The organism is Streptomyces sp. NPDC001914, assembly GCF_042891215.1.
Classification (GTDB): domain Bacteria; phylum Actinomycetota; class Actinomycetes; order Streptomycetales; family Streptomycetaceae; genus Streptomyces.
This window is the reverse complement of record NZ_JBIASW010000027.1, coordinates 49,185-63,020: the sequence shown is the minus strand read 5'-3', so window position 1 is coordinate 63,020 and position 13,836 is coordinate 49,185. Positions and strand designations below refer to the sequence as shown.

Genomic DNA, 13,836 nt, shown 5'->3' with positions numbered 1-13,836 from the left:
GGCGCCCGCAGCGCGGTGTGCAGCACCGCACGGTCCTCGGTCGTATTGATCCTCTCGCCGCGGAACATCGCGTCCCGCAGCCCGGACACGTCCGTCGCGGCGGCCAGCTCGCGCAGCAACCGGAGCGTCTCGTCGTTGACGAGGTGCTTGGAGTAGTCGACGTGCAGATCGCCGACCTGGAGCGAGTAGCCGGAGCCACGTCCGGGGTCGGCCGCGAACAGGTCGCGCAGATGGGTGCCGGCGAGCTCCTCGCGGTGCTTGGCCAGAGCGGTCCACTCGGGTGTCTGGTTGAGCCTGGTACGGCTTTCTGCGTTCATCTCGGACTTCCGCCTTCTTTCCTGCCTGTGCTGCTGCGTACCTTGCCCCGCTGCCGGTCCCAACCTAATTGATCAGGGCTGGACACGAGCTGTCGTAGCGCGTCCACCGGCTCAACAACAGATACGTCCCGCCGGCCCGCAGGTGTCAGCGGGATGACGGCGAGAGGGGCGCAGGCACGGCCGCAGGAGGAAACGCACGCAGGGCTTCGGGAAGGGGCGCAGGCAGGACTGCGGAAAGGGGCACAAACAGGACTGCGTCCGCGAGCCGGGGGTGGCTCCGGGGCGGGGAAAGTGAGCGGCGCGAGGCCGACGTGCCCGGCACGAATTCCGGCCCGCACTGCTGCATCGGCGTGACCCGCCCACCGCTCCACCGCTTGGGCGGTCCCCCGCACGGCGCGGCCACGCACGGCACGGGCACAGGCACCGGCACCGGCGTGCGAACGAGGCATGAAGCCCCGGAGAAGAAGCCCCGCAGGGTGAGTGCGCCCGCGGCGCGGGCGTCCGGACACGGCGGACCCCGCGACGGGCGGATCCGGCACCGGCGTCGCCGTGAAACCGTTCCGGCCAGGCACCCATGGGGTGCCCGGCCGGCTCTCAACTCCTAGATCTCGCCCCGCAGTTTGGCGAGCGCCTCGGCGAGGATCGCCTCGCCGTCCGCGTCGCTGCGCCGCTCCCGCACGTACGCGAGGTGCGTCTTGTAGGGCTCGGTGCGCGGCGGGTCCGGCGGGTTGTCCCGGTCCTGTCCGGCGGGGAAGCCGCAGCGCGGGCAGTCCCAGGTGTCGGGAACCTGCGCGTCGCTGGCGAAGCTGGGCTGCGTCTCGTGCCCGTTGGAGCACCAGAAGGAGATGCGGAGCCGCGGCGCGGACTCGCCGCGCTCGGCCTCGCCCATCGGCCCCGCCCCGACCCGGCTTCCTCGGATCGCGTTGCCACTTGCCACGGTGTAACTCCCTGCGTGATGGTGCCGCGAAGCGAGTCGGCGTGTCGCTTCGTTGCGGGCGCCTCAGTCTACGTAAGGCCCAACGCGCGTCCAGTGATTGGAGTTACATCCCCACCCCTAGACGCAAGCCCCATGATAGGCGGCGCCTGGAGGCGCGTACCGGACATGGGGCCTTACGTGCGGAATGTGCTTGCGTGATGTGCAGTTGTGCGGTCGTACCGATGTCGATCGACGATCAGTTGTTGATCTTCATCAGAATACCGAGCACGACAATGCACGCGAACCAGAGCAGACCGATCATCAGGGTGATGCGGTCGAGGTTGCGCTCGGCGACCGAGGAGCCGCCGACGGACGACTGCATGCCGCCACCGAACATGTCGGACAGGCCGCCGCCCTTCCCCTTGTGCATCAGCACCAGCAGCATCAGCAGCAGGCTGAAGACGATCAGGGCGATCGAGAACCCCAAAACCACGGCTGGACCAACTTCCTCGGAACTGGATGGACGACGGGGGTCCGGCGCTGGCGCACCAGACCCCCGCAAGGGTACGACGAATCGCCGCTACCGCATACTTACTGGTCGCGGAACCGGACGATCTTGACGAACTCGTCGGCGTCGAGCGAGGCGCCGCCGACCAGAGCGCCGTCGATGTCCGCCTTCGCCATGATCTCGGCGACGTTGCCGGACTTCACCGAGCCGCCGTACTGGATGCGGACCTTGTCGGCCAGCTCCTGGGAGTACAGCTCGGCGAGCTTGGCGCGGATCGCGGCGCAGACCTCCTGCGCGTCGTCGGCGCCGCAGACCTTGCCGGTGCCGATGGCCCACACGGGCTCGTAGGCGATCACGACGGACTCCGCCTGCTCGGCGGGAAGGTCCTTCAGACCACCCTCGACCTGGGCGAGCGTGTGGGAGACGTGGTTGCCCGCCTCGCGGACGTCCAGCTCCTCGCCGACGCACAGGATCGGGGTGAGGCCGTGCTTGTAGGCGGCCTTGACCTTGGCGTTCACGATCTCGTCGGTCTCGTTGTGGTACTGGCGGCGCTCGGAGTGGCCGACGGCCACGTACGTGCACTTCAGCTTGGCCAGCATCGAGCCGGAGATCTCACCGGTGTAGGCGCCGGAGTCCTGCGCGGACAGGTCCTGGGCCCCGTACTTGATCTTGAGCTTGTCGCCGTCGACCAGGGTCTGCACGGAGCGCAGGTCGGTGAAGGGCGGCAGGACGGCGACCTCGCAGGCCTCGTAGTCCTTGTCGGCCAGGGCGAAGGCGAGCTTCTGGACGTGCGCGATGGCCTCGAGGTGGTTGAGGTTCATCTTCCAGTTGCCCGCCATCAGCGGCGTGCGCGTGCTCATCTAGGTCAGTCCTCCAGTGCGGCGAGGCCGGGGAGCGTCTTGCCCTCGAGGTATTCGAGGGAGGCGCCGCCACCGGTCGAGATGTGGCCGAATGCGTTCTCGTCGAAACCGAGGGTGCGCACCGCGGCGGCGGAGTCTCCGCCGCCGACGACGGTGAAGCCCTTGGAGTCGACGAGGGCCTGGGCGACCGCCTTGGTGCCCTCGGCGTAGTCGGGGTGCTCGAAGACGCCCATGGGGCCGTTCCAGAACACGGTCCTGGCGTCGGCGAGCTTGGCTGCGTAGAGGGCGCCGGTCTTCGGGCCGATGTCCAGGCCGAGCTGTCCCTCGGGCATCTTGTCTGCGTCGACGGCGGTGTGCTCGGTGGGCGCCTTGGCCTTGAGGTCCGGGAATCCGGGGGCGACCACGACGTCGACGGGGAGCACCAGCTCGACGCCCAGCTTCTCGGCGCGCTCCATGTACTCGGTGACGGCCGGGATCTGGTCCTCCTGCAGCAGGGAGGTGCCGACCTCGTAGCCCTTGGCCTTGAGGAAGGTGAAGGCCATGCCGCCGCCGATCAGGATGCGGTCGGCCTTGCCGAGGAGCTGGTCGATGACGGCGAGCTTGTCGGAGACCTTGGAGCCGCCGAGCGCGACGACGTAGGGCCGCTCGACGTCCTCGGTGAGCTTCTTCAGGACGCCGACCTCGGTGGCGATGAGGTAGCCGGCGTAGTGCGGCAGCCGGGCCGGGAGGTCGTACACGGAGGCGTGCCCCCGGTGCACGGCGCCGAAGCCGTCGCCCACGTAGACGTCCGCCAGGGCGGCGAGCCGGTCGGCGAACTCGCCGCGCTCGGCGTCGTCCTTGGACGTCTCGCCGGCGTTGAAGCGGAGGTTCTCGATGACGGCCACCTGGCCGGGCTCCAGGCCGTCCACCGCCTCGTGGGCGGCGGGGCCGACGGTGTCCTGCGCGAACGCGACCGGCGCGCCGAGCAGTTCACCGAGGCGCTCGGCGGGCTGGAGGAGGGAGAACGCCGGGTCCGGGGCGCCCTTGGGGCGGCCCAGGTGCGAGGCGACGATGACCTTGGCGCCCGCGTCGGCCAGCGCCTTGACGGTGGGCAGGACGGCGCGGATGCGGCCGTCGTCGGTGATGAGGCCGTTCGCCAGCGGCACGTTGAGGTCGGCGCGGACGAATACCCGCTTGCCGGCCACTCCTTCGGCGAGAAGCTCGTCGATCGTCTTCATAAAGGGACTCCTGGAAAAGGCTCTTCGGATCCGCGAGGGGTGACCGGTCCGGGACGGCCGGTCACTACGTGGCGCAGGGCCCGGACAGCGCGGCGTCGCGCTGCCCGAGCCCTGGCTCACATCGAGGTGCCTGCTCTGGGGATCAGAGCTGGCCGCCGACGAAGACCGTGAGGTCGACGAGGCGGTTGGAGTAGCCCCACTCGTTGTCGTACCAGCCGAGGATCTTCACCGTGTTGCCCTCCTGGACCATGGTCAGGGAGGAGTCGAAGGTGCAGGAGGCCGGGTCGCCGACGATGTCCGAGGAGACGATCGGGTCCTCGGTGTACGCCAGGAAGCCCTTCAGGTCGCCGTCGTCGGCGGCCTTCTTGAACGCGGCGTTGACCTCGTCCTTGGTGACCTCGCGCTGGAGGGTGACGACCAGGTCGGTGGCCGAGCCGGTCGGGACCGGGACGCGCATGGCGATGCCGTCCAGCTTGCCCTTGAGCTGCGGGAGGACCAGGGCGGTGGCCTTCGCGGCACCGGTCGTGGTCGGGATGATGTTCTCGGCGGCGGCGCGGGCGCGGCGCAGGTCCGAGTGCGGGAAGTCCAGGATGCGCTGGTCGTTGGTGTACGCGTGAACCGTCGTCATCAGGCCCTTGACGATGCCGAAGTTCTCGTCGAGAACCTTGGCCATCGGCGCCACACAGTTGGTGGTGCAGGAGGCGTTGGAGATGATGTTGTGGTTCGCCGGGTCGTACTGGTCCTGGTTGACACCCATCACGATGGTGATGTCCTCGTCCTTGGCCGGAGCCGAGATGAGGACCTTCTTGGCGCCGCCGGCGATGTGCTTCTCGGCGTCGGCCTTCTTCGTGAAGATGCCGGTCGACTCGATGACGATGTCGACGCCCAGCTCGCCCCACGGGATGTCGGCGGGGTTGCGCTCGGACAGGACCTTGATGGTGTGTCCGTCGACGGTGATCGTGTCGGCGGTGTGCGACACCTCGGCCTTGAGGCGGCCCAGAATGGTGTCGTACTTCAGCAGGTGGGCGGTGGTCGCGGTGTCACCCAGGTCGTTGACAGCCACGATCTCGATGTCAGCACCCTGCTCCAGCAGCGCGCGGAAGTAGTTACGACCGATGCGGCCAAAGCCGTTGATGCCTACGCGGATCGTCACGAACCGATCTCCTCGTTAGGTACGCCGACTCAAGTGTCGGCGAGTTTGTATGGGATGTCCCCGACCGCCTCCGACCCTACCTCCCCCAAGGCCCCTGAGTGACATCGACCACGGCCATACACGGCAGGGTGATCCGTACCCGTCAGTAGGGGTACGGATCACCCTTGTCGATCACGTCATCGTCACGGACCGTCAGTTGTCGAGCGCCGAGAGTGCCTTTCCGATGAGGGCCGCGCGGTCGGCCGCCGTGCCGACGTGCTCCAGGCCGAAGCCCAGCAGCACGGTGTCGTCCGTGGTGACCGCCCCGTATGTCCTGAAGAGTTCGCCGCTGCGCGCCCAGTTCCGCAGGACGGCCGGGCTGCCCGCGGGCGGACCGGCGGCGCTCCAGGGACCGAGGGAGGTCTCGAAGCCCTCGGCGCCGGTACCGGTGCCGCCGACCACGAGGTCGGTGTTGTCGACGAGGACGCCGTGGCCGCCCGAGCTCGGGTCGGTGATGTAGCTGATCGACACCTCGATCGACCTGCCCGCGTACGCGCTCAGGTCGAAGGCGACCGGCTGCCAGCCGCTGGACGCGCCGGTCAGGCTGTTCCACTGACCACTGGAGCCCGTGGCCGTGCAGCCGGACGCGCTCACGGTCAGGTAGTGCTTGATCCAGGGGTGTTCCCTGGCGTAGAAGCCGGCCTCGCACTCGGCCGGGACCGCGGCCGAACTCGCGCCGCCCGCCTCGGGGAGCGTGGTCCAGTCGTCGGCGCCGGTCGTGTGGACCTCGACGACCGCGTGGTCGTAGCCGGGCTCGGTGTCCCACAGCATCTGGGAGCGCAGCGTGGGCTTGGCGGCGGCGTCGACTCCGGTGAGGTCGATGGTGCGGGTCAGCCGCTTGTAGGCGTCGTCGGTGTGCACCGCGGCGGCCATGTACGCGCCCTCGTAGGGCCCGTACGGATTCACGGTCCCGCTGAACCGGCCCGCTCCCGCGCTGGAGGCGAACCGCGGGTACTGCGCCGCGGAGAGCGAGTCCGAGGTGACGCCGTAGGTGCCCGCCGCGTTCAGCGGGTTGCCGGGCGCGTCCCCGAGGGTTGCGGTGGCGCCGTCGAGTCCGCCGGAGCCGGTGAAGCCCTTGGCGCCGGGTGTGGACGTACGGGAGTAGGCGCCCAGGTAGTACTGGCTGAAGTCGTTCGAGAGCGTGCCGCCGCCGAGGTCGACGCTGCCGCCGGCCAGTTCGCCCGCCTCCACCAGCTTGCCGCCCTCGTTGAGGTAGGCCCGCAGCCGGAGCTGGGTCGCGTTGCCGGGCCGCAGGGCGCCGGTGTAGTGGACGACCGTGCCGAAGTGGCCGAGCACGCCGAGCGCGTCCGGCGCGCCCTGGCCGGCGACGTCCCAGACGAGAGCCTTCTTCCCGTCGGCCTTCAGCGCGTCGACGTACGTCTGCGCCTGCGTGGCGGCCGCGCCCTCCTCGGCGACCACGAGCACGTCGGCGCGCGGCCGCTGGGCCACGGTGTACGTGAAGCGGGTGCTGGAGGTGGGCTTCCCGCTCCTGGTCCCGCCGGTGAACCAGACCTCGACCGTGTCGCCGGGGTCGCCGTCGCGGACCTTGGCGCGGTACTCGTCGAAGTAGAGGTTGTCCGTGCCGCCGTAGGTCTCGCCGCCCCGCCAGGCGCGGAGCGCCGCAGTGTGCGTACGGCCGCCGTTGACGCGGTACTTGAGCTCCTTGTCGCGTACGGACTTCCGCACGACGACGGAGACTTCCTGGTCCGCGCCACGGGAGTACGACGTCGTGAAGGCCGCCGGGGTGAAGTCGGGCGCGTCGATGCCGACCGAGGAGGAGGGCCGGTCGGGGTGCGCGGCGGTCTCGGCGACGGAGAGCGCGAACGGGACGTTCTTCTCGAATTCCTGCTCGATCAGCTTCTCGTCGTCCGGGAAGGTGAAGACCGAGGCGCAGTCCGCGGCGTTCCAGGCGTCGTTCGGGTCGAGGTCCGAGGCGGTCTCGCAGGTCGACATCTCGGGGGTGAACATCGCCGTGCCGTTGACGTTGCCCGCGTGGCCGTCCGCCTCGCCGTTGGTGGTGTACAGCTCCGAGGAGACCTGCGGGTGGTAGCCCGGGATCGCGGAGTTCTCGGGGGTTCCGGCGAGCGACTTGTAGAGCACGTCGTCCGGCGTCGGTGTCGCCACCTGCCAGCCCACTCCGTAGAGCAGCAGCTGGGCGGCGGAGTGGTAGTTGATCCCGTACGTGAAGCGGATGCGCTTCTCGAAGGCGTCGATCGCCTTCGTCTCGGGCTCGGACCCGGCGCTCGCTCCGCGGTAGGTCTCGCTGGTGGGGTTGGGCGACGAACCCTCGTCGTCGTAGCCCCACTTGTAGGCGAAGTTGCGGTTGAGGTCGACGCCGTCACCGGTGGAGATGACGCCGTCACCGTTCACGTCCCGCAGGTTCTTGCGCCACTGGCGGGTTTCGGCGTCCTTGAAGGTGTAGTCGTAGCCGTCGGGGTTGGCCGACAGGACGAACCACAGCTCGGTGGAGTCGACGATCTTCTTGACGCGTTTGTCCGTGGAGTAGTTGTCCAGGTAGTAGTGCATCAGACGCCGTGTCATCTCGGGCGTGATCCACTCGCGCGCGTGCTGGTTGGACATGTACAGCACCGACGGCTTGGAGCCGTCCTTCGTCTTCCGGGCGCCCTTGGTCAGCTTGAGCGCCAGGATGTCCTGGCCGTTCAGGGTCTTGCCGATGGAGACGACCTTGGTCAGACCGGGGTTCGCCCGGCCCGTCGCGACGATCTCCTCCTGGAGGTTGCCCTTCCCGCTGTACGGGCGGAACACCCCCTCGGCCGCTCCCGCGACCCGGTTCTCCGCCTTGGCGGTGAGGGTGTGCTCGGTGAGGTCGACGCCCTGCTTCTCCAGCTTCTTCGCCTGCTGGTCGGTGACGTAGACCTCGACCGTGCTCCTGCCGTTCTTCCAGGTCGCGTCGCCGAGTTCGTGACTGTCCTGACCGGCCGCGAGCAGCAGGGGTACCTGCTGCTTCGTGACCTCCGCGCGGAACACCTTCACGGCGTTCGCGTCGGGCTTGGGTGAACTGCCCTCCTGCGCCCGGGCGACCGGCGCCACCGCCGCACCGCCCAGCAGGAGCGCGCCGGTAGCGAGGATCGCGCTCGCTCTTCGTCTCATGAGTCCCCCTTGCACTGGTCCGCCACAGTGGCGAACGGATGCCAGGCTCATGACACTTCAAGGTCAAGTCAAGGGTGCCTCGCGGGCCGACACGAGCCGGTGCCGATCTCCCAAGTGGGCATCGGCACCGGCATATTGAGCTTGCGTCAGATCATCCGGCGGCCAGATCGCGCCACCCGCGCACGTCCGGAACCCGCGCACGTCTCTCCCACCGCCCCGCGGATCCGGGTCAGCCCGCGAGGTTGTCCGCCATCTCCTCGGACAGGCTCGACTCCGTCCCCGGGATACCGAGGTCCTGCGCCCGCTTGTCGGCCATCGCCAGCAGCCGGCGGATACGGCCCGCGACGGCGTCCTTGGTCAGCGGCGGGTCGGCGAGCGCGCCCAGCTCCTCCAGGGAGGCCTGCTTGTGCTCCATGCGCAGCCGTCCGGCGGCGGCCAGGTGCTCGGGCACCTCGTCCGCGAGGATCTCCAGGGCGCGCTGGACACGGGCCCCGGCGGCGACGGCGGCGCGCGCCGAGCGGCGCAGGTTCGCGTCGTCGAAGTTGGCCAGCCGGTTCGCCGTGGCGCGGACCTCGCGGCGCATCCGCCGCTCCTCCCAGGCCAGGACCGACTCGTGCGCGCCCAGGCGGGTCAGCAGCGCGCCGATCGCGTCGCCGTCGCGGACGACCACCCGGTCCACACCGCGCACCTCACGGGCCTTCGCCGCGATCGAGAGCCGGCGGGCGGCGCCGACGAGCGCGAGCGCGGCCTCCGGCCCCGGGCAGGTCACCTCGAGGGACGAGGAACGGCCGGGCTCGGTGAGCGAGCCGTGCGCCAGGAAGGCGCCGCGCCAGGCGGCCTCGGCGTCGCAGGTGGCCCCCGAGACCACCTGCGGCGGCAGTCCACGGATCGGGCGTCCCCGCCCGTCCACGAGCCCTGTCTGGCGGGCGAGCTGGTCACCGCCCGCGACGACCCGCACCACATAGCGCGAACCGCGGCGCAGCCCGCCGGGCGCCATCACGATCAGTTCGGAACTGTGTCCGAAGATCTCCAGAATGTCGCGCTTCAGGCGGCGCGCCGCCATCGCGGTGTCGAGCTCCGCCTCGATCACGATCCGGCCGCTCACCAGGTGAAGGCCGCCGGCGAACCGCAGGATGGCGGAGACCTCCGCCTTCCTGCAGCAGGTCCGGGTGACGGGGAGCCGGGAGATCTCGTCCTTCACCGCTGCCGTCATCGCCATGGGCCGATCCTTCCATGCATCCGAAAAATACGGTCGTACGCGGCGGCCAACAGCTCCGGATCGTGCCGCGGAGATCCGTCGGTCCTGGCCACCGGCGCCAGCTCGACCGCGGCACCGAACCGCTTGGCGGCGTCGGCGAGAGATTCGCGGTCGGGCACGGCAGCCTCGTCGGCCAGCACCACGTCCAGGGCGAGTTTAGGGGCGTGTCGTCCCAAAACCTCCAAATGACGCTGCGGGGAGAAGCCTTCGGTTTCTCCGGGCTGCGGTGCGAGGTTCAGGGAGAGTACCCGGCGCGCCCTGGTCTGGCTCAGGGCGTCCAGCAGTTCGGGCACCAGAAGGTGGGGTATGACCGAGGAGAACCAGGAGCCGGGACCGAGAACCACCCAGTCCGCATCCAGGACCGCGGCCACGGCCTCGGGCACGGCCGGCGGATCGTGCGGTACGACGTGCACGGACTGGACCTCGCCGGGGGTGAGCGCCACGTTCGCCTGGCCCCGGACGGTGCCGACCTCCTCCGGCCGGTCGAGGTCGTGCCCCTTGACCAGGGCCTGGAGCTCCAGGGGCACGGCGGACATGGGCAGCACCCTGCCGTGCGCGCCCAGCAGCCTGCCGACCAGGTCGAGCGCCTGGACATGGTCGCCGAGCTGCTCCCACAGGGCGACGATCAGCAGATTGCCGACCGCGTGTTCGTGCAGGTCCCCCTTGGACTGGAAGCGGTGCTGGATGACGCGGGCCCAGGTCTGGCCCCAGTCGTCGTCGCCGCACAGCGCCGCCAGCGCCTTGCGCAGGTCCCCGGGCGGCAGCACACCCAGCTCGTCGCGCAGACGGCCGCTGGATCCGCCGTCGTCGGCCACGGTGACGACGGCGGTGAGGTCGCCGGTGATCCGGCGCAGCGCGGCGAGCGAGGCGGACAGCCCCATGCCGCCGCCGAGGGCGACGACCTTGGGCTGTGCGCCGCGGCGGCGCGGCTTGGCGCCGCGCGCCGCGTTCGGCCGGCCGGCTCGGTCCCCGGGGGTCTCCCGGCGCAGCCGGCCCAGCCGCAGGGCGGTACGTCCGGTCACTCGCGCCCCATGTCCCGGTGGACGAGCACGGTCTCCACGCCCTGGGAGGCGAGGCGGGCGGCGAGCTTCTCGGCGGTCGCCACCGAGCGGTGCTTGCCGCCGGTGCAGCCGACGGCGATGGTCACATAGCGCTTGCCCTCGCGCCGGTATCCGGCGGCGATGAGCTGGAGGAGCTCGGCGTAGCGGTCGAGGAACTCCTTGGCGCCGGGCTGGTTGAAGACGTAGGCCGAGACCTCTTCGTTCAGGCCGGTGAAGGGGCGCAGCTCGGGGACCCAGTGCGGGTTGGGCAGGAAGCGCATGTCCACGACCAGGTCGGCGTCGACCGGGAGGCCGTACTTGAAGCCGAAGGACATGACGGTGGCCCGCAGCTCGGGCTCCTCCTCGCCCGCGAACTGGGCGTCCATCTTGGCGCGCAGCTCGTGCACGTTCAGGCTGGAGGTGTCGATGACCAGGTCGGCGTCGCCGCGCAGCTCGCGCAGCAGCTCCCGCTCGGCGTCGATCCCGTCCACGATGCGGCCGTCGCCCTGGAGGGGGTGCGGCCTGCGCACCGACTCGAAGCGGCGCACCAGGGCCTCGTCGGAGGACTCCAGGAAGACGATCCGCCGGGTGACGCTGCGGGACTCCAGGTCGGCGAGCGACTCACGGAGATTGTCGAAGAACCGCCGGCCGCGTACGTCGACGACGACGGCGATCCGCGCCACGTTGCCCTGGGACCGGGCGCCGAGCTCCACCATGGTGGGGATCAGGGCGGGCGGCAGGTTGTCGACGACGAACCAGCCGAGGTCCTCCAGACACTTGGCGGCCGTGGACCGGCCGGCTCCGGACATGCCGGAGATGATCACCAGCTCGGGAATGACGGCATCCGGGGCTCCCGCCCCGGCCGTCTCGATGCCCGTACCCACCTGTGCTCCGTCTTCCTTCGGTGCTCCTGGCTCCGCGTGCTGCTCGCCCGCTTCGCCGTGTGCCTCCCGGCCCTGCGCCGGACGTTCCTCTTCACGCGCGTCGTTCTCGGTCATGTCTCCTGCCCCCGTCGCTCGTCAAAGGCGCCCGCGGTCACGGGCTCCTCCGCGGGGCCCGCCGTCGTATCGGGCGCCGCGTCTTCGTCGTCTTCCATGATCTCTCCGGTGGCCGTGTTCACGGCGGGCGCCGCGGGAGCCGCCTGGGCGAGGGCCACGGCGATGGTCTCCGCCGTCTTGCGCCCCACGCCGGGGACCTCGCAGATCTGGTCGATCGTCGCGGACCGGAGCTTCTTCACGGAGCCGAAGTGTTTGATCAGCGCCTGCTTGCGGGACTCGCCCAGGCCCGGGACGTCGTCCAGCGGGCCCGACCTGAAGCGTTTGGCCCGCTTGGCGCGCTGATAGGTGATCGCGAAGCGGTGGGCCTCGTCCCGCACCCGCTGCAGCAGATACAGGCCCTCGCTGCTGCGCGGCAGGACCACGGGGTCGTCCTCGCCCGGCAGCCACACCTCCTCCAGGCGCTTGGCGAGCCCGCAGACGGCGATGTCGTCGATGCCGAGCTCGTCCAGGGCCCGCTGGGCGGCGGCGACCTGCGGCCGGCCGCCGTCCACGACGACGAGCTGCGGCGGGTAGGCGAAGCGCTTGGGCCGGCCGTCGTCCTCCGCGAGGGTGCTCCCGGAGAGCGGGACGCCGTCGGCCAAGGTCTCCGCGGCTCCCGTCGCGGCGTCCCCGCCGTCCGTCCACTCCCCCGTCTTCTCCTTCTCGACGAGGTAGCGCTTGAAGCGGCGGGTGATCACCTCGTGCATGGAGCGGACGTCGTCCTGGCCGGCGAAGCCCTTGATCTGGAAGCGCCGGTACTCGCCCTTGCGCTGGAGCCCGTCCTCGAAGACGACCATGGAGGCCACCACGTCGTCGCCCTGGAGGTGCGAGATGTCGTAGCACTCGATGCGCAGCGGCGCGCTGTCCAGGTCGAGCGCCTCGGCGATCTCCTCCAGGGCGCGCGAGCGCGTGGTCAGGTCGGAGGCCCGCCGGGTCTTGTGCAGGGCGAGCGCCTGGAGGGCGTTGCGCTGCACGGTCTCCATGAGCGCCTTCTTGTCGCCGCGCTGCGGTATGCGCAGCGACACGTTCGATCCGCGGCGGGCGGTGAGCCATTCCTGAACCGGTTCCACCGGTTCGGGCAGCGCCGGGACCAGCACCTCCTTGGGGACGGAGTCGCCCGTCTCCTCGCCGTAGAGCTGCTGGAGCGCGTGCTCGACGAGGTCACCCGTGGTGACCGCCTCCACCTTGTCCGTGACCCAGCCGCGCTGGCCGCGCACGCGTCCGCCGCGCACGTGGAAGATCTGCACCGCGGCTTCCAGCTCGTCCTCGGCGAGGGCGATGAGGTCGGCGTCGGTCGCGTCCGCGAGGACGACCGCGCTCTTCTCCATGGCCTTCCGCAGCGCCTCGATGTCGTCGCGCAGCCGGGCCGCCCGCTCGTACTCCATCTCCTCGGCGGCTTCCGCCATCTGCTGTTCCTGCCGGCGGATGTACGTCCCCGTACGGCCCGCCATGAAGTCGCAGAACTCCTCCGCCAGCTCGCGGTGCTCCTCGGGCGAGACCCGGCCGACGCAGGGGGCGGAGCACTTGCCGATGTAGCCGAGGAGGCAGGGCCTGCCAGTGCGGGAGGCGTTCTTGAAGACGCCGGCGGAGCAGGTGCGGACCGGGAAGACGCGCAGCAGCAGGTCGACGGTGTCGCGGATCGCCCACGCGTGCCCGTAGGGACCGAAGTAGCGGACACCCTTCTTCTTCGCCCCGCGCATCACCTGCACGCGCGGGAACTCCTCGTTCATCGTCACGGCGAGGTGGGGGTAGCTCTTGTCGTCGCGGTACTTGACGTTGAACCGGGGGTCGTACTCCTTGATCCAGGAGTACTCCAGCTGAAGGGCCTCGACCTCCGTGGACACGACGGTCCACTCCACCGACGCGGCCGTGGTGACCATCGTGCGGGTGCGCGGGTGGAGATTCGCCAGGTCCTGGAAGTAGCTCGCCAGGCGCTGACGCAGGCTCTTCGCCTTTCCGACGTAGATCACCCGGCGGTGCTCGTCGCGGAATTTGTACACCCCTGGCGAGTCCGGGATCTGTCCCGGCTTGGGGCGGTAACTGGAGGGGTCGGCCATGTCACACACCCTACTGGCGCGGGCCGACAACGCGGTCGGCTCCCGGCCTGCCTGTGGAAAACCTCCCGGGACGCTTCGTTTCCGGCCACCCGCGCCGGGTGCCGCCGGGGCGGCGCGTGGGGCGAAGGAGGGACGGAGCGCGTCCGGGGGGCTGCGGTGAGCCATGTTGAGCGGCAGGTGTTGTCGGGGCTTGGTCAACACGCTTCAATGCGGGGGAACTCGGGGCGTGAACGGCGAAACCCGCGCGTGTACAGCCCCCGCGCGCCCACCGGGCGGCGCCGATGAACCGCTCTCACGGCCTGACCAGCCGTAAAGAACATCCA

The 13,836-nt window shown here is 70.2% G+C and carries 10 protein-coding genes and 1 pseudogene; all 11 read right to left on the bottom strand.

What is annotated here, in order from left to right; all coding sequences use genetic code 11:
• Nucleotides 1-317, bottom strand: a pseudogene (locus tag ACFYYF_RS39650) (glucose-6-phosphate isomerase); the annotation flags it as partial.
• 601 nt (nt 318-918) lie between these two features.
• A complete protein-coding gene (locus tag ACFYYF_RS39645) occupies nt 919-1,206 on the bottom strand; it encodes an RNA polymerase-binding protein RbpA (RefSeq protein WP_004002138.1) in 288 nt (95 codons plus the stop codon).
• A gap of 283 nt (nt 1,207-1,489) precedes the next feature.
• The gene (gene secG / locus ACFYYF_RS39640; protein ID WP_361691164.1) at nt 1,490-1,726 is read right to left on the bottom strand and encodes a preprotein translocase subunit SecG; all 237 of its coding nucleotides are present in this window, start codon (nt 1,724-1,726) and stop codon (nt 1,490-1,492) included.
• A 98-nt stretch (nt 1,727-1,824) separates the two neighbouring features.
• Complete coding sequence (tpiA, locus tag ACFYYF_RS39635) at nt 1,825-2,601, bottom strand: triose-phosphate isomerase (protein ID WP_388783868.1); 777 nt, start codon at nt 2,599-2,601, stop codon at nt 1,825-1,827.
• Between the two features lie 5 nt (nt 2,602-2,606).
• Entirely contained in the window at nt 2,607-3,818 is a 1,212-nt protein-coding gene (locus tag ACFYYF_RS39630) for a phosphoglycerate kinase (RefSeq protein WP_388783865.1), read from the bottom strand.
• 142 nt (nt 3,819-3,960) lie between these two features.
• The gene (gap, locus tag ACFYYF_RS39625) at nt 3,961-4,971 is read right to left on the bottom strand and encodes a type I glyceraldehyde-3-phosphate dehydrogenase (protein WP_388783862.1); all 1,011 of its coding nucleotides are present in this window, start codon (nt 4,969-4,971) and stop codon (nt 3,961-3,963) included.
• Between the two features lie 192 nt (nt 4,972-5,163).
• Nucleotides 5,164-8,121 (bottom strand): M14 family zinc carboxypeptidase, encoded by a 2,958-nt coding sequence (locus ACFYYF_RS39620; RefSeq protein WP_388783859.1) that lies wholly within the window; start codon nt 8,119-8,121, stop codon nt 5,164-5,166.
• 229 nt (nt 8,122-8,350) lie between these two features.
• A complete protein-coding gene (gene whiA, locus ACFYYF_RS39615; RefSeq protein WP_037624822.1) occupies nt 8,351-9,340 on the bottom strand; it encodes a DNA-binding protein WhiA in 990 nt (329 codons plus the stop codon).
• Nucleotides 9,331-10,401, bottom strand: coding sequence for a uridine diphosphate-N-acetylglucosamine-binding protein YvcK (gene yvcK, locus ACFYYF_RS39610; protein ID WP_361691148.1), 1,071 nt, complete (start codon nt 10,399-10,401; stop codon nt 9,331-9,333). The genes whiA and yvcK overlap by 10 nt, the downstream gene beginning before the upstream one ends.
• Nucleotides 10,398-11,417 carry an RNase adapter RapZ gene (rapZ, locus tag ACFYYF_RS39605; protein WP_388783855.1) on the bottom strand — a complete coding sequence of 340 codons (1,020 nt, stop codon included), beginning with the start codon at nt 11,415-11,417 and terminating at the stop codon, nt 10,398-10,400. Before rapZ ends, yvcK begins: the two co-directional genes overlap by 4 nt.
• Nucleotides 11,414-13,513, bottom strand: coding sequence for an excinuclease ABC subunit UvrC (uvrC, locus tag ACFYYF_RS39600; RefSeq protein ID WP_361691142.1), 2,100 nt, complete (start codon nt 13,511-13,513; stop codon nt 11,414-11,416). The genes rapZ and uvrC overlap by 4 nt, the downstream gene beginning before the upstream one ends.
• Between the last annotated feature and the right edge of the window lie 323 nt (nt 13,514-13,836).

Coding starts and splice junctions, on each gene's coding strand:
- whiA (WP_037624822.1), bottom strand. CDS start 9,340: ATGGCGATGACGGCAGCGGTGAAGGACGAGATCTCCCGGCTCCCCGTC.
- rapZ (WP_388783855.1), bottom strand. CDS start 11,417: ATGACCGAGAACGACGCGCGTGAAGAGGAACGTCCGGCGCAGGGCCGG.
- ACFYYF_RS39620 (WP_388783859.1), bottom strand. CDS start 8,121: ATGAGACGAAGAGCGAGCGCGATCCTCGCTACCGGCGCGCTCCTGCTG.
- ACFYYF_RS39630 (WP_388783865.1), bottom strand. CDS start 3,818: ATGAAGACGATCGACGAGCTTCTCGCCGAAGGAGTGGCCGGCAAGCGG.
- tpiA (WP_388783868.1), bottom strand. CDS start 2,601: ATGAGCACGCGCACGCCGCTGATGGCGGGCAACTGGAAGATGAACCTC.
- uvrC (WP_361691142.1), bottom strand. CDS start 13,513: ATGGCCGACCCCTCCAGTTACCGCCCCAAGCCGGGACAGATCCCGGAC.
- ACFYYF_RS39645 (WP_004002138.1), bottom strand. CDS start 1,206: ATGGGCGAGGCCGAGCGCGGCGAGTCCGCGCCGCGGCTCCGCATCTCC.